General features: G+C 72.8%; 22 protein-coding genes and 2 pseudogenes. 14 read left to right on the top strand and 10 right to left on the bottom strand.

Annotated features, from left to right (window positions below; translation table 11 throughout):
* Positions 1 to 34 precede the first annotated feature (34 nt).
* The 5 genes from ACFRAR_RS16250 (at position 35) to ACFRAR_RS16230 (ending at position 5,539) form a co-directional block, all read left to right on the top strand.
* Entirely contained in the window at positions 35 to 799 is a 765-nt protein-coding gene (locus tag ACFRAR_RS16250) for a TylF/MycF family methyltransferase (protein ID WP_380698711.1), read from the top strand.
* Positions 796 to 1,587: a tRNA-dependent cyclodipeptide synthase gene (locus ACFRAR_RS16245; protein ID WP_380698710.1), complete on the top strand. Its 792-nt coding sequence runs from the start codon at positions 796 to 798 to the stop codon at positions 1,585 to 1,587. The genes ACFRAR_RS16250 and ACFRAR_RS16245 overlap by 4 nt, the downstream gene beginning before the upstream one ends.
* Positions 1,584 to 2,807, top strand: coding sequence for a cytochrome P450 (locus ACFRAR_RS16240; protein WP_380698709.1), 1,224 nt, complete (start codon positions 1,584 to 1,586; stop codon positions 2,805 to 2,807). Before ACFRAR_RS16245 ends, ACFRAR_RS16240 begins: the two co-directional genes overlap by 4 nt.
* 111 nt (positions 2,808 to 2,918) lie before the next feature.
* Entirely contained in the window at positions 2,919 to 4,742 is a 1,824-nt protein-coding gene (locus ACFRAR_RS16235) for an FAD-dependent oxidoreductase (protein ID WP_380698708.1), read from the top strand.
* A 137-nt stretch (positions 4,743 to 4,879) separates the two neighbouring features.
* A complete protein-coding gene (locus ACFRAR_RS16230; RefSeq protein WP_380698707.1) occupies positions 4,880 to 5,539 on the top strand; it encodes a hypothetical protein in 660 nt (219 codons plus the stop codon).
* 6 nt (positions 5,540 to 5,545) lie between these two features.
* On the opposite strand, the gene ACFRAR_RS16225 is transcribed toward ACFRAR_RS16230, so the two are convergent.
* The 3 genes from ACFRAR_RS16225 to ACFRAR_RS16215 form a co-directional block, all read right to left on the bottom strand.
* Positions 5,546 to 5,935, bottom strand: a complete 390-nt coding sequence (locus ACFRAR_RS16225) for a hypothetical protein (protein WP_380698706.1) — start codon at positions 5,933 to 5,935, stop codon at positions 5,546 to 5,548.
* Between the two features lie 96 nt (positions 5,936 to 6,031).
* A complete protein-coding gene (locus ACFRAR_RS16220; RefSeq protein ID WP_380698705.1) occupies positions 6,032 to 6,634 on the bottom strand; it encodes a ClpP family protease in 603 nt (200 codons plus the stop codon).
* 1 nt (position 6,635) lies between these two features.
* Entirely contained in the window at positions 6,636 to 7,274 is a 639-nt protein-coding gene (locus tag ACFRAR_RS16215; RefSeq protein ID WP_380698704.1) for an ATP-dependent Clp protease proteolytic subunit, read from the bottom strand.
* Between the two features lie 242 nt (positions 7,275 to 7,516).
* Here ACFRAR_RS16215 and ACFRAR_RS16210 point away from each other — a divergent pair, with 242 nt between their 5' ends.
* The 3 genes from ACFRAR_RS16210 (at position 7,517) to ACFRAR_RS16200 (ending at position 11,294) form a co-directional block, all read left to right on the top strand.
* Positions 7,517 to 9,166 (top strand): alpha/beta fold hydrolase, encoded by a 1,650-nt coding sequence (locus ACFRAR_RS16210; protein ID WP_380698703.1) that lies wholly within the window; start codon positions 7,517 to 7,519, stop codon positions 9,164 to 9,166.
* A 92-nt stretch (positions 9,167 to 9,258) separates the two neighbouring features.
* Positions 9,259 to 9,981: a response regulator transcription factor gene (locus ACFRAR_RS16205; protein WP_380698702.1), complete on the top strand. Its 723-nt coding sequence runs from the start codon at positions 9,259 to 9,261 to the stop codon at positions 9,979 to 9,981.
* Positions 9,982 to 10,361: 380 nt separating this feature from the next.
* A complete protein-coding gene (locus tag ACFRAR_RS16200; RefSeq protein ID WP_380698748.1) occupies positions 10,362 to 11,294 on the top strand; it encodes a sensor histidine kinase in 933 nt (310 codons plus the stop codon).
* 13 nt (positions 11,295 to 11,307) lie between these two features.
* Here the strand turns inward: ACFRAR_RS16200 and ACFRAR_RS16195 are convergent.
* The 3 genes and pseudogenes from ACFRAR_RS16195 to ACFRAR_RS16185 form a co-directional block, all read right to left on the bottom strand.
* Positions 11,308 to 11,451: pseudogene (locus ACFRAR_RS16195) on the bottom strand (sugar O-acetyltransferase); the annotation flags it as partial.
* Positions 11,452 to 11,690: 239 nt separating this feature from the next.
* Positions 11,691 to 12,266 carry an HD family hydrolase gene (locus ACFRAR_RS16190; RefSeq protein WP_380698701.1) on the bottom strand — a complete coding sequence of 192 codons (576 nt, stop codon included), beginning with the start codon at positions 12,264 to 12,266 and terminating at the stop codon, positions 11,691 to 11,693.
* Positions 12,263 to 13,453 carry a helix-turn-helix domain-containing protein gene (locus tag ACFRAR_RS16185; protein WP_380698700.1) on the bottom strand — a complete coding sequence of 397 codons (1,191 nt, stop codon included), beginning with the start codon at positions 13,451 to 13,453 and terminating at the stop codon, positions 12,263 to 12,265. The genes ACFRAR_RS16190 and ACFRAR_RS16185 overlap by 4 nt, the downstream gene beginning before the upstream one ends.
* Positions 13,454 to 13,726: 273 nt before the next feature.
* Between ACFRAR_RS16185 and ACFRAR_RS16180 the strand changes: the two genes are divergently transcribed.
* The 5 genes and pseudogenes from ACFRAR_RS16180 to ACFRAR_RS16160 form a co-directional block, all read left to right on the top strand.
* On the top strand, positions 13,727 to 14,041 hold the full coding sequence (locus ACFRAR_RS16180) for a hypothetical protein (RefSeq protein WP_380698699.1): 315 nt from the start codon (positions 13,727 to 13,729) through the stop codon (positions 14,039 to 14,041).
* A gap of 130 nt (positions 14,042 to 14,171) precedes the next feature.
* A complete protein-coding gene (locus tag ACFRAR_RS16175; RefSeq protein WP_380698698.1) occupies positions 14,172 to 14,600 on the top strand; it encodes a hypothetical protein in 429 nt (142 codons plus the stop codon).
* Positions 14,597 to 15,253, top strand: coding sequence for a hypothetical protein (locus ACFRAR_RS16170; protein ID WP_380698697.1), 657 nt, complete (start codon positions 14,597 to 14,599; stop codon positions 15,251 to 15,253). The genes ACFRAR_RS16175 and ACFRAR_RS16170 overlap by 4 nt, the downstream gene beginning before the upstream one ends.
* Positions 15,217 to 16,062 (top strand): hypothetical protein, encoded by an 846-nt coding sequence (locus ACFRAR_RS16165; RefSeq protein ID WP_380698696.1) that lies wholly within the window; start codon positions 15,217 to 15,219, stop codon positions 16,060 to 16,062. Before ACFRAR_RS16170 ends, ACFRAR_RS16165 begins: the two co-directional genes overlap by 37 nt.
* Positions 16,059 to 16,406, top strand: a pseudogene (locus ACFRAR_RS16160) (GNAT family N-acetyltransferase); the annotation flags it as partial. The gene ACFRAR_RS16165 and the pseudogene ACFRAR_RS16160, both read left to right, overlap by 4 nt.
* 261 nt (positions 16,407 to 16,667) lie before the next feature.
* Here the strand turns inward: ACFRAR_RS16160 and ACFRAR_RS16155 are convergent.
* The 3 genes from ACFRAR_RS16155 to ACFRAR_RS16145 all read right to left on the bottom strand — a co-directional run bounded on the left by ACFRAR_RS16155 (position 16,668) and on the right by ACFRAR_RS16145 (position 18,900).
* On the bottom strand, positions 16,668 to 16,916 hold the full coding sequence (locus ACFRAR_RS16155; RefSeq protein WP_380698749.1) for a hypothetical protein: 249 nt from the start codon (positions 16,914 to 16,916) through the stop codon (positions 16,668 to 16,670).
* 1 nt (position 16,917) lies between these two features.
* Positions 16,918 to 17,454, bottom strand: coding sequence for an NUDIX domain-containing protein (locus ACFRAR_RS16150; RefSeq protein ID WP_380698695.1), 537 nt, complete (start codon positions 17,452 to 17,454; stop codon positions 16,918 to 16,920).
* A 129-nt stretch (positions 17,455 to 17,583) separates the two neighbouring features.
* Positions 17,584 to 18,900 (bottom strand): helix-turn-helix transcriptional regulator, encoded by a 1,317-nt coding sequence (locus tag ACFRAR_RS16145; protein ID WP_380698694.1) that lies wholly within the window; start codon positions 18,898 to 18,900, stop codon positions 17,584 to 17,586.
* A gap of 156 nt (positions 18,901 to 19,056) precedes the next feature.
* Between ACFRAR_RS16145 and ACFRAR_RS16140 the strand changes: the two genes are divergently transcribed.
* Complete coding sequence (locus tag ACFRAR_RS16140; RefSeq protein ID WP_380698693.1) at positions 19,057 to 19,350, top strand: hypothetical protein; 294 nt, start codon at positions 19,057 to 19,059, stop codon at positions 19,348 to 19,350.
* A gap of 289 nt (positions 19,351 to 19,639) precedes the next feature.
* On the opposite strand, the gene ACFRAR_RS16135 is transcribed toward ACFRAR_RS16140, so the two are convergent.
* A complete protein-coding gene (locus tag ACFRAR_RS16135) occupies positions 19,640 to 21,004 on the bottom strand; it encodes an NUDIX domain-containing protein (RefSeq protein ID WP_380698692.1) in 1,365 nt (454 codons plus the stop codon).
* Positions 21,005 to 21,143 lie beyond the last annotated feature (139 nt).

The following is a 21,143-nucleotide window of genomic DNA, read 5'->3' as shown; positions in this document are numbered from 1 at the left end:
CCTCCGCACCGATTCACACCGAGACCGACCTGCCATGGAGACGACACTAGTGGACGACAGCGACGGGCATCTCTACCTGGACCTCATGAAGAGGGTCCTGACCAACGTCATCTACGAGGACGGTGCGCTCACCACGGACGGCCCGGCCGGCTACCAGGCCGAGAAACGGCACGGAGGGCTGGACTGGCCCGCCGCCGCGCACACGATGATCGGGCTGGAGCGGCTGGACAACCTCCACGACTGCCTGGAGCGGGTCCTCGCGGACGGCGTCGACGGCGACCTCATCGAGACCGGCGTCTGGCGCGGCGGAGCCTGCATCTTCATGCGCGCGTTCCTGAAGGCGCACGGCGTCACCGACCGCCGGGTGTGGGTGGCCGACTCCTTCGCCGGCATCCCCGACGTGGGGGCCGACGGGCACCCCCTGGACCGCGAACTGGCCCTGCACCAGGCCAACGAGGTCCTCGGCGTCCCCCAGGAGGAGGTCGCCGAGAATTTCCGCCGCTACGGGCTGCTGGACGACCAGGTCGCCTTCCTCCCGGGCTGGTTCCGGGACTCCCTGCCGCAGGCGCCCGTCGAGAAGCTGGCGCTGCTGCGCCTCGACGGCGACCTCTACGAATCCACCCGGGACGCCCTGACCCACCTGTACCCCAGGCTGTCCACCGGAGGGTTCGTGATCGTCGACGACTACATCATCCCGGCGTGCCGGGCCGCGGTGCACGACTTCCGGCGGGAGCACCGGATCGACGACCCGATCCAGCCGATCGACATCTGCGGCGCGTACTGGCGGCGGAGCCTGTGACCGCCGTCCCGGCGGAAGCCGTCACGGTGCACCCCCTCAACGAGCACTCGCGGGAGATCCTCGACACCGGTGAAGCCGCCGTGTTCGGGCTGAGCCCGTTCAACGGCTTCTACCGGCCCGCGACCGTCGGGACCCTGCTGGCCTGGGCCGCCGGCCGCTTCCGGCACGTCGAAGCCGTCCTGCCCGGCTACGAGACGGCCTTCGGCCTCATCGCCGGCGGACGGGAACCCCGGGAGGCGGCGCAGACCGCGACCCGGGTCGTGCGCAGGATGCGCGCCACGGCGCGGCGCGCCCTCGACGCCTCCGGGCCGAACCCGCACGCCCGGGTCAACAGCTGGACCCGGCTCACCACCCGCAGGCGCTACCGCGAGCTGCGCGCCGAGGTCGACGGCGTCTTCCGCTCGGACAGCCGGCTGCGGGAACTGTGCCGGGAAGCCTCCCGCGGCTACCTGCGGACCGTCCTCGGGGGCGAGCCGACCCCGGCCCAGACCGAACTCAACCTCGGCTACGTCCTCGCCGAACTCCCGCTGGTCCTGGACCTGCCCGGCATCGTGGGGACCCGGACCGCCGTCCTCCTCTACAACCGTCCCTGGCCCCTGCAACTCGCCCTGTGGAACGGCGAGGTCCCCGCACTGGCGCCGGCGCCGGGCCACGGCTTCGCCACCGTCGCGCTGGCCGCCGGGCCCGCTGTGGCGTCGACCGCGACGCCGGCGGTGATGCCGGTGGCGATGCCGACCGCGACGCCGAACGCGACGCCGAACGCCGACAGAAGTGGAGCCCAGCAGTGACCCCGCCGGACACCGACGTCCTCCCGCACACCGTCACCGACGTCCTCCAATGGCCGCTGCCCGCCGGAGAGCACGGCACCCCGCCCCCGCTGTACGCCACGCTGCGGCGGGAGCGGCCGGTGTGCCCGCTGCGCATGCCCAGCGGGCACACCACGTGGCTGCTGACGCGCTACGACGACATCACCGAAGTCCTCACCGACCCGCGCTTCTCCAGGAACCTGGTCTACCCGGGCGCACCACGGCTGATCGGCGAGGACTTCAACTCCGTGGCCGGGGGCATCTTCAACCTCGACCCGCCCCGGCACACCCGGGTACGGCAGATCCTCAACCCCCTGTTCAACCGGGGGGCCGCCGAACGGAGTTCCGGCGACATCGCGGCACACGTCGACGACCTGCTGGCCGCCATGGCCGCCGGAAGCAACCCCACGGACCTGGTCGGCGCCTACACGGCGCCCCTCGCCCTGCGCGTCAGCTGCGGCCTGCTGCGCATCCCGGCGGACCGGCGCGCGGCACTGCACGGCTTCTTCCGCGAGCAGACCAGCCAGAACGCGGACCGGGCGGACGTCTCGACCGCCACCGAGCGGATCGGCACGCTGGCCGCCGAGATCATCGCGGACAAGTGGTCCGCCCCCGACCCGGCCGAACCGATCGGTGCGCTGATCGCGGCCCACCAGGCCGACGAGATCACCTCCGACGAGCTGCACGGCACCGTCAGCTACCTGCTCGTCACCGGGGTCGAACCGCTGGTCTCCTCGGTGTCCACCGGCATCGTCACCCTGCTCAGGCACCCCGACGAACTGCGGGCCGTCCGCGACGACCCGAGCCTGTGGCCCGCGGTCGTGGAGGAGATCCTGCGGCTGCACCACAACGGCTACCTGTCCAATCCGCGGGTCGCGCTGGAGGACACCGAGATCCGCGGCGTGCTGATCCGCGCGGGGGAGTCGGTCGTCACGCCGATGATCGCGGCGACCTGGGACCCCGACCACTACAAGAACCCCCACCGGTTCAACATCCACCGCCGCACCGACGGATCGAGGACCTTCGGTGCCGGGCCCCACTTCTGCCTGGGCGCCTCCCTGGCCCGGGCGCACCTGCGGATCGCCTTCGAGGCGCTCTTCACCCGGTTCCCGACCCTCATCCTCGCGATCGCCGCGGACGAACTCCCGTGGGACGAGGACAACTTGTTCACCCGCCCGCTCGTCCTGCCGGTCGCCTGGTGAGGAGCCGACGAACCGGTGTCGCACCGGCGTGACCGACACCGGTCCCGGTCGTTGCACACCGGGGGTCGCCCTCACCGCTCGGGGGACCAGGGAGCCGGAGGTGTGCGCAGCATGGGGTTGGCAAAGAGAACAGCGGAAAGCGGCCCGGCCCGGCGCCGCTTCCTGGCCGGCGCCGCCGCACTGGGCGGGGCGCTCGCCCTCGGGCCCGCGGCGGGCGCCGTCGCGAGCTCACGTCGAACCGGCACCCGCCGTGACTCCGGGCGGACCGTGGCGGTCCTCGGCGGCGGGGTCTCCGGCCTGAGCGCGGCGCACGAACTGGCCGAGCGCGGCTACCGGGTGACGGTCTACGAGTACTACGACGCACTCGGCGGCAAGGCCCGGAGCATGGACGTGCCCGGCAGCGCGACCGGCGGCCGTCGGGCGCTGCCGGGCGAGCACGGCTTCCGGTTCTTCCCCGGCTTCTACCGCAACCTGCCGGACACCCTGCGCCGCATCCCGTGCCCGGGCAACCCCGGCGGCGTCCACGACAACCTGCGCGACGCCACCCAGGCGCTGCTGGCCTACGACGCCCCGCGCCCGGGCCTGCTGCTCCCGTTCCGGACCCTCACCACCCGCCCGCTCGACCTGGGCGACCTCGCCCCGGACGCCCTGCGGCGGACCCTGGCCGGCGTGCTGGACGAGGTGCTGCACCTGCCCGCCGACGAACTGCTCTACTTCGTCGACCGCCTCCTGGTCCACCTGACCAGCTGCGACCTGCGCCGCGAGCGGCAGTGGGAGCGGGTTCCCTGGTGGGAGTTCATCAGGGCCGAGCGGATGTCCCACGACTACCAGCGCCTCCTCGGGGTCGGGCTGACCCGGGACCTGGTCGCGACCCGGGCCGAGAAGGCGAGCACCCGCACGGTCGCCCGGACCGTCGTCGAGGCCTTCCTGCTGAACGGGGCACTCGGGCGCGGTGTCGACGGGCAGCCGGACCGGGTGCTCAACGGTCCCACCAGCGAGGCCTGGATCGACCCGTGGGTGGCCCATCTGTCCTCACTGGGCGTCGAGTTCAGGACCGGCACCGAGGTGCGGGAGGTGCTGTACGCGGAGGGCCGGATCACCGGGGTCCGGGTCGCGCCGGCCGGCGGCGGCGCCGACGAGACGGTGCGGGCCGACCACTACCTCAGCGCGCTGCCGGTCGAGCACGCCCGCGCCACCTGGGGCCCGCGGCTGCGCGCCGCCGATCCCCAGCTGGCGCGCTGCGACGCGATCGAGACGGACTGGATGACGGGCATCCAGTTCTACCTGCGCCGTCCGGCGCGGCTGGTGCACGGGCACGCCGTCTGCCTGGACTCCCCGTGGTCGCTCACCACGGTCAACCAGGCGCAGTTCTGGGACCGGGACTTCCCGGCCGCGTACGGCGACGGAACGGTGCGCGACTGCCTCTCGGTCTGCGTCTCCGAGTGGGACCGGCCCGGGATCCTCTACGGCCGGACGGCCAAGGAGTGCACCCCCGAGCAGGTGGCCCGCGAGGTCTGGGCACAGTGCCGGCGGGCCCTCGACCGGCCGGGCGCCGACTGGCCCGCGGACGCGGACGTGCACTCCTGGTTCCTCGACCCGGCCGTCACCGGCCTGGGCGGGCCGGCGCCCGCCAACCGCGAGCAACTGCTGGTCCACCCCGTCGGAACCCTCCACCACCGGCCCTCCGCCGCGACCGCCGTGGGCAACTTCTTCCTGGCCGGCGACTACGTCCGCACCGACGTCGACCTGGCCACCATGGAGGGCGCCAACGAATCCGCCCGCCGCGCCGTCAACGCCCTGCTGGACGCCGACGGCTCGCCCGCCGCGCGCTGCCGGATCTGGGACCTGTTCCGGCCCCCGGAGCTGGAGCCGCTCAAACTGGCCGACGAGGCCCGCTACCGCCTCGGCCTGCCGAACACCTTCGACCTCGGGTGACCAGGGCGCCCGCGCCCTGCTTGGTTGGCGGCGGCGGGCTGGTGAGCCGATGTCGGCTCAGGGGCCTGGTCTAACCTCTCCTGGTCGCGGTGGTCGCGCATGAACGAGCGAAGTGTCGGGGGCCCGTCGTGGAGTTGTTGGCGGACGACGATGTGCTGGGCGGAATGCGTCCGGTGCTGGAAGCGGACGGGGCCGTCCTGGGCCACGAGCCGCAGGACGGCTTCCCGGATCGCTGCTGGGTCCTGCACACCGCCAGGGTCGACGGCGAGCGGGTCCGGTGGAACGACGTGCTGGCCCGTGCCGGGAAGCGCCTGGAGGACTGGCTGTACACCCCCTCCTTCCGGGTCTTCGAGGGGCTGGACCTGCCCGAGGGCTTCGAGCGGCCGGACGTGGGCGAGATCGACCGCGACAGCCTGGACCGCCTGATCGAGGTCCTCGCGCGTCACAGTCCGGAGGGACGGCGTACCGAGTGCTACTGGGCTCAGGCGGCGATCGAGGACCTGGGCAGCCCGATCCCGGCCCGCCGGGGACGGCTGGACGAGGCGGCCGCCCACCACGAGGCGTGCACGTGGCCGGGTCGGACCACCGGGACGCAGTTCCCCGCCCACTGGTGGCCCCTGGACGGATCGTGGTTCGTCGTGACCGACTGGGACCTCAGCGCCACCGAGGTCTTCGGCCCCGCCGCCCTGATCGCCGACCTCCTCGCCGACGACGGGCTGGACGCCGTCCGCCACCCGAGCGTTGCCGACGTGCGGCCGTACGGCGCGCGGTGGCGCGGGGAGAGCCCGCAGGGCTGAACCGCTCTACGGGTGCGGTTCGACCCCCTGGGAATCGGGTGTGCGGGCGTTCCTCCGCCCGGCCCGTCGGGCCGGTGAGATGCCGGCACGGACGGAGGTGACGGCGGTCATCGCGAGGAAGCCGCCGCCGAGGGCGAGGATGAAGCTCGCCGCCACGGCGGGCACGAGGAGGACGGCGACGAGCAGGAGCCTGCCCAGCGGCATGTCGTCGAAGCGGCCGTCCGTGGCGGACCACAGCCAGCCCGCCGCGGACAGCACACCGGCGAGGAAGGTGATCGCCGCGCCCGTGAAGTAGGAGTACTCGGCCCATCCGGGCCGGTCGGAGGAGGGCCCGCCCTCGGGGCGTCCGCCGCTCCGAGGTGCCGGCCCGACCCGGTACCCGATGAAGGATCCCACTCGCCCCACCCAACTCCCGCGTCAAGGAGGGCACATCGTACCCAACCCGGCGGTCGCCTCCAGGGGATGCCCGGCCCCGCCGCCCCCGCCGCGGGGTCAGGCGAACGCGTGCCGACGGCTCAGCACCTCGTCGGCGATCCCGTACGCGACGGCCTCCTCGGCGGTGAGCACCATGTCCCGGTCCATGTCCGCGCGCAGCGCCGCCACCTCGTGGTGGGTGTGCCGGGACAGGACCTCCTCCACCTGCGAGCGGACGCGGACCATCTCCTTGGCCGCGAGGCTGAGGTCGGAGACCGTCCCCCGCCTGCCGCCGCTGGCGGGCTGGCCGAGCAGCACCCGGGCGTGGCGGAGCACGAAGCGCCGCCCCGGGTCCCCGCCGGCCAGCAGCACCGCCGCCGTCGAGGCCGCCTGGCCGACGCAGAAGGTGGCGATCGGCGCGTGCACGAAGGTCATGGTGTCGTAGATCGCCATCAGTGAAGTGAACGATCCGCCGGGCGAGTTGAGGTAGATCGAGATCTCGCGCTCCGGGTTCTCCGACTCCAGGTGCAGGAGCTGCGCGATGACCACGTTGGCGACGCCGTCGTCGATCTCGGTGCCGAGGAAGATGATCCGCTCGTTCAGCAGCCGGCTGAAGACGTCGTAGGAGCGCTCGCCCTGCGCGGTGCGCTGGACGACGTAGGGAACCGTGTACGACCCCATGTCACAGCCCCATCCGTCGGCGGGAGGAGGCCGGGCGGATGTCGGTGACCGAATCCACCACCCGGTCCACCATCCCGTACTCCCTGGCCTGTTCGGCCGTGAACCAGCGGTCGCGGTCGCCGTCGCGCGCGATCGTCTCCTCGCTCTGCCCGGTGTGCTCGGTGGTGATCCGCTCGATGGCCCGCTTGGTGAACTCCAGGTTCTCCGCCTGGATCTCGATGTCCGCGGCGGTGCCGCCGATGCCCGCCGAGGGCTGGTGCATCATGATCCGCGCGTTCGGCAGCGCGAACCGCTTGCCCGGTGCCCCCACGGTGAGCAGGAACTGGCCCATGCTGGCGGCGAATCCCATCGCCAGCGTCGAGACGTCGTTCGGGACGAGCCGCATGGTGTCGTAGATGGCCAGCCCCGCGGTGACCGACCCGCCGGGGCTGTTGATGTACAGGCCGATGTCGGAGCGCGGGTCCTCTGCCGACAGCAGCAGAAGCTGCGCGCACACCCGGTTCGCCGACACGTCGTCGACCTGGGTGCCGAGCAGGACGATCCGCTGCGCGAGCAGCTGCGCCGCGAGGTGGTCGTCGAAGGGGCTGGGCGCGGTGTCGCCCTCCCCCGCGCGGGGCTGGAGTGTGGTGAGTGGAGTCATCGGCGTTCCCTTGTCGAGGTGCGGTTGCCGTCGATTCCACTGTCGGCCCGGGAAGCCCTCCGGAGGCCCTGTTTCTGCCCGCCGCAGATTCGCCACGGGCAGAGCCGCCGGGGGAGCCGGCTCGGGGGTCGTGTCCGTCCCGCGGGTTCTTACACGTCTTTGCCGTCGCTCTGCCGAGCGGCTGACGGGCGCCCGGCACAGTCGTACCCACACGGACCGCAGGACGTACGGAGGGCACGGCGATGACGACGAGTACCAGCACCAGCACCAGCACCAGCACGAACACGGGCACGAGCACGAGCACGAACACGGGCACGAGTACGAGCACGGGCACGAACGGCGCGAAGAGGCGCAGCACCCTGGCGGCCGCGGCCCTGGCCGTCCTGGCGGCCGCGCTGCCCCTCACCACCGCCCCCGCCGCGCAGGCCGCCCAGGCCGTCCCGGCCGCGCGGGCCTCCTCCGCCGACACCCAGGGCCGACCCGCGTGGTGCCCGGACGTCCCCGGGCACCGGGTCGACTGCACGACCATGCACCGCCCGCTGGTCGCCGACGAGCCGCGTCTGGGCGGCATCGACGTGAGCTACGCGGTGGTGCGCCACGGCCGCCCCGGCCCGGCGCTGGGCACCATCGCGCTCAACCCCGGCGGCCCCGGTGAGACCCTGATCGACCGCGCCGAGCAGGTGGCCGGCGCGCTGCAGGGGGTGCTGGACGACTACGACGTGCTGCTGCTGGACCCGCGCGGCACCGGCCGCTCCGGCCGGCTGCCCTGCGACGTCACCGAGGCCGAGTACCGCTGGGCCCCGCGGGCCGGCCAGCGCGAGGCCGTCGCCGAGTGCGCCGAGGAGCTCGGCCCGCGTGCCCGCGGCTACACCAGTGCCGCCACCGCCGACGACATCGACGCCGCCCGCGAGCGCCTGGGCGCCCCCAAGCTGGTGCTGTACGGCATGTCGTACGGCACCTACCTGATGCCGGTCTACGCCGACCGCCACCCCGAGCGGGTCGAGAAGATGGTGCTGTCCGGCGCCTACCCGGTCGCCTTCGACTCCCTGGCCCGGCCCGGCGCCCAGCAGGTCTCCCTGACGCTGCGCCGGATCTGCGAGCGCAGCGGCGCCTGCGACCCGGACACCGTGGTGCACGACCTCGCCGCCGTCACCGAGCGGCTGCGCACCCGCCCGCTGAAGGTGACCGCCACGGTCGACGGCGAGCGGCGCACCGTGCAGTTCACCGAGGACAAGCTCGCCGACCTGATGTACGAGCCGGCCACCCGCGGCATCGGCCTGCACCCCGGGGAGCCCGGGCTGCTCGGCGCCCTGCCCGCCGCCCTGCACGCCTTCGCCGTGGGCGACGAGGAGCCGCTGTCCGCCCTGGTGCGCGGCGAGATGGAGAGCACCGGCACCGAGGACCAGGCCTCGTTCCTGGCCGTCACCTGCAACGACTACGCCCGCACCTGGGACCCGGACGCCCCGGTGCCGGAGCGCCGCCGCCAGTACCGCGCCGCTCTGGCCGCCGCGAACCCGGCCGACTTCGGGGCCTTCAGCCCCGAGGGCTGGGCAGCGGGCCAGACCGACGGCGGGGACAACTGCCTGAACTGGCCGCGCCGGGGCACCGCCCGCCCGCAGCCGACCGATCTGAAGAACCTGCCCGACGTGCCCGTCCTGGTGCTGTCCGGAGACCTCGACACCAACACCCCCGAGGTCAACTCCCGTCTGTCGGCGGCCCAGTTCCGCCACAGCGCCTTCGTCTCGGTGCCCAACAGCGGGCACCTCCCGGAGATGGAGTCCACCGGCTGCGCGCTGGAGATCTCCAGCGGCTTCATCCGCACCGGCGAGGTCGGCGACACCTCCTGCCTGGCGCAGGTCCCGCCGGTCACCGTCGTCCCCGTCCCGCGCTGAACCGGTGACCTGCCGACCCGCGCACCGGCGAACCCGCTCACCCGCCACCCCCGACCCGCATGACCACGCCCGCCACCAGCGAAAATGACGCCATGACAGATCACACCACCACCGCCCGGCGCACCATCCTGGTCGTCGAGGACGACCCCGGCGTCCGCCGCACCCTCGACCACCTGCTGCGCTTCGAGGGCTACCAGGTGCTCACCACCGCCGACGGCCAGGAGGCCCTGGAGCTCCTGGAACACCGGCGCCCCGACCTCGCCGTGGTGGACGTGGTCATGCCCCGCCTCGACGGCCTCGCGCTGTGCCGGATGCTGCGCCGGCGCGGCGACCGCCTGCCCGTCCTGGTCCTCACCGCCCGCCACCAGCTCGGCGACCGGGTCGCCGGGCTGGACGCGGGCGCCGACGACTACCTCGCCAAGCCCTTCGCCACCGAGGAACTGCTGGCCCGGATACGCGCCCTGCTGCGCCGCACCGAGCCGCCCCGCGCCGAGGACGGCGAGGGCGCCGGAGGCGCCGGCCTCGGCCTCGCCGACCTCACCCTGGACCCCGCCGCCCGGCTGGCCCACCGCGGCACCCGCCGGCTCGACCTGACCAAGACCGAGTTCGACCTGCTGGAACTGCTCCTGCGCAACCAGGGCACCGTCCTGACCCGCCACCAGATCTACCAGCGCATCTGGGGCTACGACTTCGACACCGACTCGCGCTCGCTCGACGTCTACGTCGGCTACCTGCGGCGCAAGACCGAGGAGGACGGCGAGCCCCGGCTGATCCACACCGTGCGCAACGTCGGCTACACCGTCAGGACCGCCTGATGCTGCGCACCAGGATCGGCCTCGTGGTCCTCGCCTCCGTCCTGCTGGCCATCGCCGTGCCCGTCACCGCCGCCTACCGCGGCGTCAGCACCCTGGTCTCCGACCAGCTCGACCGGAGCCTCCAGGACCGGGCCCACACCGTGCTCGACGCCCTGGACCTCGGCCGCCTCCCGCTCGCCAGGCCCGACACCGTCGAACAGCTGCTGCCCGCCGACGGCACCGCACGCCCGCTGACCCCGGACGGCCCCGCCCTGCCGGTCTCGGCCCGCGCCCTGGAGGTGGCCCGCACCGGACAGGGCTCCCACCAGGAGGACGTCACCGTCGACGGCACCCCCTACGGCGTCCTCACCCAGGCCCGCCCCGACGGGCAAGGGGCGGTGATGGTCGGCCAGACCTACGCCGGGGCCGCCGAGGTCGACGAGGCGTTCCTGCGACGGATCACCGCCACCAGCGCGGCGGCAGCGGCCTCCTGCGCCCTGCTCAGCTGGCTCGTCATCGGCCGGATCCTGCGCCCGGTGCGGCGCCTGGCCCGCGCCGCCGAGCACATCACCACCACCCGCGACCTGGCCACCCCGCTGCCCGCCGCCGGGCGCGACGAGGTCGGCGGCCTCACCCGGGCCTTCGAGTCGATGGTCGGCGCGCTGCGCCGCTCCCGCGAGCAGCAGCAGCGCCTCGTCCAGGACGCCAGCCACGAGCTGCGCACCCCGCTGACCTCGGTACGCGGCTGCGCCGAACTCCTCCAGCGCGCCCGCGGCCGGCTCGCCCCCGAGGACGAGGAGCAGATCCTCGCCACCCTGGTCACCGAGACCGTCGCGCTCGACGAAATCGTGCGCGAGCTGGTCGAGTTGGCCACCGACCAGTGGACCGCGGAGGATCCGGAGCCGCTCGACCTGCCGACCGCCGCCGAGGACAGCGCCCGGCGCTTCCAGCGCCGTACCGGCCGCGAGATCGCCGTCACCATCGAGGGCCCGGTGCCGGTGCTGGCCCGCCCGCGCGCACTGCAACGCTGCGTGGACAACCTGGTGGGCAACGCCGTCAAGTTCAGCCCGGACGGCACCCCGGTGGAGATCCGGGTCACCGGCACCCGGCTGTCCGTGCGCGACCACGGGCCCGGCATCGCCCCCGGCGACCGGGAGGCCGTCTTCGAGCGCTTCTTCCGCGCCGCCGGCACCCAGGCCACCCCGGGCTCGGGGCTGGGCCTGGCCATCGTCCACGACCTCGTCGCCGCCGACCACGGCACCGTCTTCGCGACCGCCGCCCCCGGTGGCGGCGCCGAGGTCGGCTTCCACCTGCCGAGCGCCCTTCAGGACTGACCGCCGGTCGGGCTCAGCCGGTCGTCTTGATCACCCGGGCGGGCACTCCCGCGACCACGGTGCCGGGGGGAACGTCACGAGTGACCACCGCGCCCGCGGCGACGACCGCACCGGCGCCGACCGTCACTCCCTGGGTGATCACGGCGGCCGTCCCGATCCTGGCGCCGGGGAGGGCGGCGACGCCTTCGTCGGTGAGGGTGCGGCCCTCGGCGATGGCGCGCAGCCGCAGGTCGGCGTCGGGCGGCAGCAGCCCCCTCCTCGTGAACGCGTGACGAGGCCCCGGAACGAAATACCCCCCCGCCTCCGACAGGGACGGGGGGGGAGACGAGAAGCGAACCAGGTGGAGATAGGCCAGGGGGCCTTCGGGGGCGGTCTCGAGGACACGCGTGGGTGGCGTCACGCGAGGTAGATCTTCTGCCACTCCACGGACGTCATGGTCAGTGCTGCCTCCGCGAGGGTGCGAGCCGACTCGGTCTTGAGACTGCCGAGGCTGCTGTCGATCCACGGCTGGACGTTCTGGTATCCCTGCTCGCGGTACTCCACGGCCTGGATCAGGCACTCCAGTTTGTCCGCGTCATGGGCGACGGTGACTTCCAGGCTCCCGGCGTTCTCGTACTCTTCCACGATGGCCTGCACCCCGGCAACGACGGCCGGGTGAGCGGCGCTGACCTGGTCGGCGGTCACGCGTTCGTTCGAGGAGGCGGTGAGGTAGCGCCGACCGATGTGCGGGATATCGCTGACCCGGGTCTCCTGGGTGTCGTGGAAGAGGCACAGCAGGGCGACCTTGGCCGGGTCGGCGCCCTCCATCATCGCGAGCACCGCGCCGACGACGCCCGTCCGGAACGAGTGCTCGGCGATCGTCTCAGGGTCTTTGACCCCAGCGATCCACCAGCCGGACCGCTTCGCCCGCTTGAGCATTCCCGCCTCGAACAGGTAGCTCGCGGTGCCCCTCGCCTGCTTGTCGTCCGTCATTGCTGTCCTTCACTGTTGGATCGACTGTTGCTGTAGCCGCCTACCCGCAGACCGTAGTGCACAGACTCCAACTCGCGACGGGACTGCTGTGAAAGGCCGTCACCATCGAGCAACGTGCGCACTCGTGCCGCCAGGCCGCAGGCCGTTCGGGGGTCCGCATCGGCGAGGCCGCGTCGGGTGAGCATGAGCGCCCAGATCGAATGGACGTACAGGTCGGTGTACTCGCCCGCGCGGTCCAGCCGGATGGCGAACTGCCGCAGTAGCGAGGAGGCGTCCCACGCCGGGCGTTCTTGCTCGGCCATGAAGTCATCGCTGGTCTGGGGACGTGAGTCGAGCCCGAGCCAGTGAGCCCAGTAGTTCAGGTTCGCGGTCTCGAAGTCGTCGTTGTCGGTGATCGAGCGGGCGATGAAGTCCCGGAGTAGCTCGGGGTCCCCCTGCCGCGCCAATGCTGCCGCGACCGACCGGGCCTCGGCCCAGCGGGGTGACCACCCCGAACCGACTGAGGGAATTCGGCCTCGGCGCCGCATCCCACCAAACCACTCGACCACGTCGCGAGTCCGGTCGTAGGAGGACAGGTACCAGACCTGTCTCCGGAGTAAGGCGGTGTCCTCGCCCCCGGCCTCCACCAGATCGGCGGTGTGCCGGAGGTTGTCGAAGAAGCGCGAGCGCACGTCCTGCCCGAGGAGCGGCGCAGCGGAGACCGGCCCGCGTCGGGCGGCAGGGATGCTCAACTCGGCGGCCACCGCTCCGGGCAGAACCCCGCTGACGGCCCAGCCGATCATGTGCGTGGTGTCCCGGGTCAGGACCCAGCCGGCCAGCGGGTGCTCCAGAACGTCGGCCTTCGCGGGCCGGGACCGCAGTATCTCGCCGAGGACGAAGTCCGCGTCCATCGCGAGGCTGATCAGGTCCACCAGTCCGGTCGGTGCGCCGAGCAGGATCAGCTTCCGGCGGAGTACCACGAGGTTCCCGGCCCTGGTGGAGGAGAGCGGGCGGCGGCCGGACTCCCAGCCCTGGACGGTGCTCTTGTCCATGCCCAGGTCCACGGCCAGCTCGTCCTGAGTCCTCGGGATCTGCTCCCGGATGACCTTGAACAGGAAGCCGGAGATCACCCCTTCCGGGACCCGCGCGGGCTCGGGCTGACTGCCAGTCAGTGTTTCGGTGCGCCTCGGTGGTGTCCGAGCGGCCATTCCGGGCCCCCTTGGCCTCGATCGTCCGGGTAACTCGTACTGGCAGTCCGTCGAACCCTGGTTTCACCGGCCGTAACTTCATGACTACGGCATCGGCGGTGACAGCGGAAGCCTAGTGCCCACTTGGTCTCCTGCGAACAACCTTGATGCCTGCCGTAGACCGGGTGCGGCAGCCCTCACCCCCCAACAGAGAGTCAGCAGTTCCGGGTGCCCCCCTCCGAGGCGGCCCCGGGGTCGGAGGAAGGATCAATGGCGAGACGCACCACCCCACGGGTGTATCGCGAAGTCGTAACCGGCCCGGCCAAGTTCGAGCTGGCTCGGCTGTCTGCCGGCTGGAGCCCGCTGAAGGACTACCGAGCGGCCGACGCAGCCGCGAGTGCCCCGTCCGTGGACCGGCCCGACGGCTACCGCGAGGGGACCTGCTGGGTCTGCCGCCGCGAGACGCTGGTCTGCGCGGGCACTGTGCTTCACGCCCCCGGTGACGAACAGAGCACCTGCCACCTGATCTGTCACGACTGCATCACCCGCGCTCGGACGCCCCAGCGCCGCGCCGCGCTGCGGGCCGCGCTCGCCCCCGCCCGGACGTAGCACCTACCGAGCTGCGCGCCACGAACTCCCGGCCCGTTCGGAATGGGTCATGGCGGGCCGGGTCCGCACCACCCTCACCGCTGCCCGTCCCCGTTCGGATAGGCAGCGCCAACCCTGATGGGAGAAGCCCATGAGCATCACCCCCACGCCCGGCCCCGCGCCGGCGCTGGACGAGCTGGGCAGGTTCTTCACGATCGCCGCGCGCCGGATCGACGCGGGCCAGGCCGCGCCGCAGATGTTCTCCACCGCCGTCGACGCGGCGTGGCACCGGCTCACCGCCACCCCGTCCGCGTACGAGGCGTTCGCGTTCCGGCACGCCGGCCGCAGGCTGGCCCACACCGAGGGCGCCGGCACCGGCTTCATCCCCTGGGTGAGCGCGTACGAGGAGGCCTACGGCCCCCTGCCCGAGATCTGGTTCACCAACGCCGACGGCACGCTCGACACCGAGGCCCTGGCCCGCTACCGCGAGACCGGCGAGGTGTGGGCCGAGTGGAACTGCGCGCCCGAGCCCGGCGACGGCGACGGCGACGACCTGACCCCACCGGTAACCACCCGGTGACCACCGCACAATCCGACGGAGCGTCCCGGCCGACCGCCGGGGCGCTGCGCCTCACCGAAGCCCGGACGGAGAACCCCGTCAGCGTGGACGTGGACGCCTACCTCGCCGGGCTGTACGGGCACTGCCCGTTCCTTCGCCCGTCCACCTCGCGCGGCATGACCGGGTGGACGGTCTACGAGATCACCCCGGGCAGCCACCGGTACGCCGTGGAAGCCGAGTTGTTCCACGCCGGAGTCCAGGCCGCGGAGTGGGTCCGCCCGCTGATGCGCCGGCCGTTCGGCGTCCTCGTGTGCGAGAACGTCGTGCTGCGCGGGCACTGCCAGGGCACCGGCCACGGGGAGCTGATGGCCTGGCCGCACTGGGCGTTGAAACACCTGTACGCCCCGGTCGGGGTCATGTTCGGCAAGTTCCCCCAGGGCACCGTCGAGTCCGGCCGACGCGGGCAGCGGATCCCGCCGCCGCCCTTCTCGTTCCTCCCGGTTCGAGCGGGCGTCCGGCAGATGGACCCGCGATTCCTGGAGACCACCCCCGACCTCGCGGCGGCCCTGGCGGTCTCGGCCGACGACGGCCGCGACGTCTTCGAGCACATCCCTTGCGAATGGAAGGCGGTTCGAGAATGGGCGAGTTCCCTGCCGAGGCCCGAGAAGCGGTGAAGGCCGCTACGGCGATCTGTGGCCCGCTGACGCTGGCACCGGTCAGTGACCGCCGGGGCTCGGCGGTATGGAAGGCCACCGGTCCGCACGGTGCGGCGAGCATCAAACTCGGCACCGGCGAGGCCGCCGAGGTCACCGCCCGCGAAGCCTCCGTCCTCGACCAGCTCCCCGGCTACACCGTGACCGCAGGCCGCTTCGCCGACGGCGTCTGGTACGTCACCCCATGGCTGAGCGGGCCGTCCACCTGGCAGGTCTTCCGGCCCCTGCGCAAGGGCAAGGGCGGGAAGAGCGAAGCCCTCACCGCCGCCGCCGGACTGTGCCGCGCCGTCGCGGACTTCCACGCCGACGGGTGGGTGCACGGAGACCTCCAGCCCGCGCACGGCATCCACGGCGAGGACGGAACGGTGCGCCTCCTCGACTTCGCCTGGTCCCGCAGGCTCGACAGCACCCCGTGGCCGACGTTCGGCGGCACGATGATCCACCTCACCGCGCCCGAACTCGCCGCCCGGATCATCAACGGCCCCCAGCCCGTCGAAACCACGCAGACCGCCGACGTCTACGCCCTCGCCGGAACCCTGTGGACCTGCGCCACCGGCACGTGGCCCCTGGACTACGACACCGCCGGCCTCGACAAGGACGCGCCCGTGGAAGCGATCCGCAAAGCCATCGCACACCGCGCGATCCCTATGTCCACCGCGATGCCCTGGCCCGCCCTCCAGGCCCGACTGCGCTACGCCCTGCTGGCCGCCCCCGACGACCGGCCCACCGCCGCCGAACTGACCAGGCTCATCGAAGCGGTGGACGGGTGATCGAGCTACGTGAACTCGGCTCCGGTGACGCCGAGGCCCTGCTGCGGATCTACGGCGCGGAGTCGACCAGGCACCTGGGCCGGGCAGCGATGGACGCAGACGAAGCCCGCTCCTGCCTGCGCGACATCACGGCGGCAGCGGCACAGTCGCCGCGCACGCTGTACGTGCTCGGCCTCGACGTCGACGGAGACCTCCTCGGCGTCGTCAAACTCCACCGCGACCGCCCCGTCGCCGCCGTCAGCTACATCCTGCGCGCGGACGCCTGGGGCCGGGGCTACGCCACCGAGGGGGTCCGCAGGATCCTCGCCCTGGCCTTCGGCCACCTCGGCCTGCCGGAGGTCCGCGCCAAGCACCGCCCGGACAACCCCGCCTCCGGCCGCGTCCTCCGCAAGACCGGCTTCGAACCGACCGGTGAGCGCGGCGGATTCATCACCTACGCCCTCCGCGCCCCCGTGCAGACGGGTAGGTCCTCCGCACCGCCCGCTCGACCGGAGCCGCCCGTCGAGCGTGCTCTCCTCACAGCCGCTCCGATTGCCCGCGAACCCCGCGCGACGTGTGGGTGCCGGACTGGGTGCACCGTTGACCGGACGACCGAACCGACGGGTTCAGTCGGTGGGGTGGAGGCCGGGTGGTGGGTGGAGCGGGCCGGGGGCGAGGCGTTCCAGGATCTCGTCCACCCTGCCGTCGGGCCGGTAGAGGGTGCGGTAGGCGTATGCGTGGGTGGCGCCGGGGAGGGCGGCGACGCCTTCGTCGGTGAGGGTGCGGCCCTCGGCGATGGCGCGCAGCCGCAGGTCGGTGTCGGGCAGCAGGCGGGCCTGGTCGGGTGCGGGCGGGCGGCGGTGGCGGCCGGGCACGTCAGGCCCCGGCGTTCTCGACGGGCCCGACCAGGGCGCGCGGCTCCGTGGGGACGGTGGGTCCCGTGGGGACCGTGGGGCCCGTGCCGGGCTCCCAGCCGTGGGTGGAGAAGCCCCGGCCGCCGTTCAGGTAGGCGGTGAGGGCGGCGTGGGCGGTGGGGAACATCGGAGTCGGCAGCGCGTCGGCGTCCCGCCACTCCACGGCGAGGTGCTTGTCCGGCTCGGTGTTGGCCGGCTCGCCGCGCCAGCGCGTGGTGGCGAACGCGGAGAGCAGGAACGGGGTCACGCCGTCCCAGCCGGCCCTGACCTGCACGGTGTGGACCAGCCGCAGCTCCTCGGGGTCGACGGTGAGGCCGCTCTCCTCCCGCAGCTCGCGGGCGGCGGCCTCGTCCAGGCGCTCGCCCTCCTCGACCTTGCCGCCCGGCATCGTCCACGCCGGGGTCACGGGCCAGCCGTTGGCCGCGTAGTGGACGCAGAGGATCCGGGCCGCGGCCTCGTCGTGGACGATGACGCAGACGGCCTGACGCAGGGACTCCATGGACGGTACTCCGACCGGTAGGGGGACGCATGGGGCCGGGCTTCGCAGATCGGCGCTCGGCGGCCCCACGGCGGCTCGGATCATCCTCGCCGGGCCGCTGATCACTTGTGACTCCGATATGAGTGTCCGTCACGCAGACCGGACACGCTCGATGAGATCGGCGACGCCGTCAACCTGGCGGTACGGCTTGAACGTCGGCGAGAGTTCGCGGACCAGGGTGATGCACCGCTCGGCGCCGATGCGGGTGGCCAGATCGAGGGATTCGGTGGTGACGGCGAGGGCCTGCTCGACGTCGTTCGATTGCAGGAAGCCCTTGGCCTGGTAGGTCAGGAAGATGCCGCGCGTCTTGTCCCGGGCCTTGGGTAGGAGGGCCAGGCCCTCGGCCATCCTGACGTGCGCCTCGTCGGCCCGGCCGAGATCGAGCAGGCACTGGCCGGAGTCGACCGCGAGGTCCGCGGGGCTCATCCACGCGCACCAGCCTGGCGCGGGGTCGGTGGCCCGCGTCGACAGCGCAGTCTCGGCGTCGGACAGGTCGCGGTAGCACGCGGAGCGTTCGCCGAGCGCGGCGTAGGCCCTGGCCCGCCGGAGGAACAGCAGCGACCGGGCGGTGGGGTGCTTGGTACCGGACAGTGCGTGGCCGAGTTGGTCCACCGAGATGTTCGGTTGGCCGATCCAGTTCGACTGGTAGGCGAAGTCGGAGAGCACACCGGCGCCGAAGTCGCGGTCACCTGCGGCGTTGGCGGCTTGCAGGGCCGCTGCCCAGAGCTTTCCCGCAGCGAAGTGCTTGCCCTGGTCGAAGCGGTACCAGCCGCAGGTGGTGGCCAGTGACGCGGTCAGGAGGTGCAGTCGCTTGGCGACGGGCTCGGCGTGGCCGCCGCCCTCGATCAGGTCGGTGACGGTGGCGAGATGAGAGTCCATCAGCTTGATCGTGTGCTGGCGCTGTTCGGTGGGCAGCGTCGTCAGCTTCGCGCTGGTTTCCTCCAGCCAGTCCACGAGCCCGGGGTCCACGGCCGTCCTGCCCTCGAGGGCGGAAGTCAGGCGATCGGGCTCGATCGTGGCCCACTGGGCGGCGAGGCCGGCCAGCGAGACGGCGCTGAAGGTCATGAAGCTGCGGCGGTCCATGGCGGCTCTCTGTGCATCTCGAAGTGCTTGGACGGTGTACGCCGATCCCAGCGGCAGTGGAACCTCACGGCCGGGCAGCCAATCGGGCCACCCGAACAGCTCCATGTCGGCGATCGGAACGTCGAAGGCCTCCGCGATCAGGATCTGGGAGTCCAGGTTCGGCTGCTTGCGCCAGTTCTCCCACCGGCTGACGGCCGTCTTGTCCGCGCCGGAGCGGAGCCCGCGCTTGCGGGCGGCCCGGTCGAGGAACACGACGAGGTCGCTCTGCGACCACCCGCGCAGTTCACGGGCGTAGGCGAGGGGGTGCCGGATCGGGTCGTCCACGGGGCCAATTCCATCATCGACAGTGACAGGAAGCCTACTGCGCGCGAGCGCGGGACAACCCCGGGACTACAGACAATGCCTTTCCAGGAAAGCGAAGTTGGCGCTGTACTCGACACGCATCGACAAGCTCCCTCACGAAGCGGAAGGAGTCAGCCCATGAAACGACGCGCGGCGGTCATCGGCCTCGGACACCAGGCACTCGAAGACCACCTTCCCGGCCTGCTCGCCTCCAACCGGGCCGAGTTGGTCGCGGTCTGCGACAACGACCCGGACACCCTGCGGGCCCGGCAGGACATGCGCCACGTCCCGGGCTTCACCCGGGCCGCCGACCTGCTGGACAACGTGGCGCCGGACTTCGGGGGTCCTTCTTCACCCCGAGGAACCGCCCGGTCACTGGCCGGTCCGGATGAACCAGACAGAACACGATCGCTTCGCCTGGTCCAGGCCTGACCGTGTCCGGTCGACGACCTGACCTCCGTGCTCTCGTTACGCGGCGGTTGGCGCTTCGTCCCGGAGCGCTCTCGAGCCCTGGTGAACGCCCGGATGCGGCTGGGCGGACCGACGCGCCTACCAGCCCGGAATCGGAACGGACACGACACGCGGCTTGCCTGGTGAACGGCCGGGGTGTGCCACTGGTTGTCGGCGAAGGAGGTGTTCCTGCGGTGCCCGAGCAGCACCCTGCCCTCCTCGACCAGGACGAGGTGCACGCCGATGACCTGGGGGGCTGGACTGCCGGGGCTCACGCGGGCCTCCGGGCGGCCTCGGCCAGCAGCGGCAGGTAGTGGCGCAGGTACGGAGGGACCTTGAGGTCGAGCACGTCGTCGAGGGGGACCATCCGCACGGCCAGGCCCTCGTCGCCGAGCCGCAGCTCGCTCTCGGTGCCGTCCCAGACGGCGTGCAGGACGCGGGTGAGCGGGAGGCCGAGGTCGTGGTGCGGGTCGGGGAGGGGTCGCAGGCCGCTGATGTCGATCCCGGCCTCCTCGCGGACCTCGCGCACCGCGCTCTCCTCGGCGGTCTCGTCGGCCTCGCGCCAGCCTCCGATCGGAGTCCAGTGGCCCGGCCACGGCATGCCCGGCCGGTTTTCGCGCTGGTGCATCAGCAGCCGGCCCGCGCGGTCGGTGACGAAGACCAGAACGCCCTCGAAGTCGTCGCCGTCCTGGGTGGGGCGCTCCAGGTAGAGCGGGACGCCGGAGCGGTGGGCGCGCAGCACCTGCCGGAGCCGCTGGTAGCGGTCGGGGGTCATCAGGGAGCGCCAGTCGTGGGCGCTCTCGAAGCGCCACTCGGTGTGCTCGGCCGGATCGAGGCGGATCCGTGCCTGCTGCTCCTCGGTGAGGGCGCCGCCGTCGAAGACGTAGCCGCAGGCCGGGACGGGGGACGGGCCGCCGGCCTGTTCGTGGACGACGGTGACCAGGCGCCGGCGGGCGACGGCCTCGGGGTTCTCGGCGGCGAGGTCGAGGCCCAGTTCCTCCTCGGCCTCGCGCAGGGCGGTGGTGAACGGGGTCTCGCCGCGTTCGACGTTGCCGCCCGGGAAGTTCCACACGTCCGGGTCGAGGGCGGAACGCATCCCCAGCACGCGGCCCCGCGGGTCGGTGACCAGGAAGCAGCCGTACGCGCTGGGCCGGGCGATGCCGGTGAGGTAGTTGCCGGCCGGCCGCCAACCGGGCCGCGCCAGGCGGTCGGTGAGCCACCGGATCACCTCGCGCCGGTCGTTCGCGGTCGGCGGCAGCCGGTCCGGGGCGGCCCACCGGTGGGCGTCGTGGTCGGGGGAGAGGGTGACGGGGGTGCCGTCGGGGACGACGGTGGTGAAGACGAACTGCCGCCCGCGCGTCCCGTGGTGGCCGGTGAAGTCCAGGTGCCGTACGTACTCCAGCGGATGGCCGCTCAGCCCGGTCTCCTCGGCCAGCTCGCGGGCGGCGCCGGCCACCACGTCCTCGCCGTCGTCCCGGCCGCCGCCGGGGTACTCCCACAGGCCGGGCAGGACGTCGTGGGCGGCCCGGCGGATCATCAGGATCCGGCCGGAGGCGTCACGGACGACCACGCCGACGCCGATCCACTCGACGCCCTCGCGCAGGGCCAGGTCGGTCAGCACGTCGAAGTCGATCACCGGGGCTGCTCCTTGTTCGCTCGGGCGGACGTCACGGCCGGACACTTCCGATGTCTCCCAAGTCACCCTCGCGGGCTCCGAGTTCGCGGGAGTGCCGGCCCGGCGGGCGGCATCCCGATGATGACGCTGTTCGAGCGCC

Origin of the sequence: Kitasatospora sp. NPDC056651 (assembly GCF_042792155.1) — a bacterium.
GTDB lineage: Bacteria > Actinomycetota > Actinomycetes > Streptomycetales > Streptomycetaceae > Kitasatospora.
The sequence above is the reverse complement of the archived record's forward strand: the minus strand, read 5'-3'. Positions and strand labels throughout refer to the sequence as shown.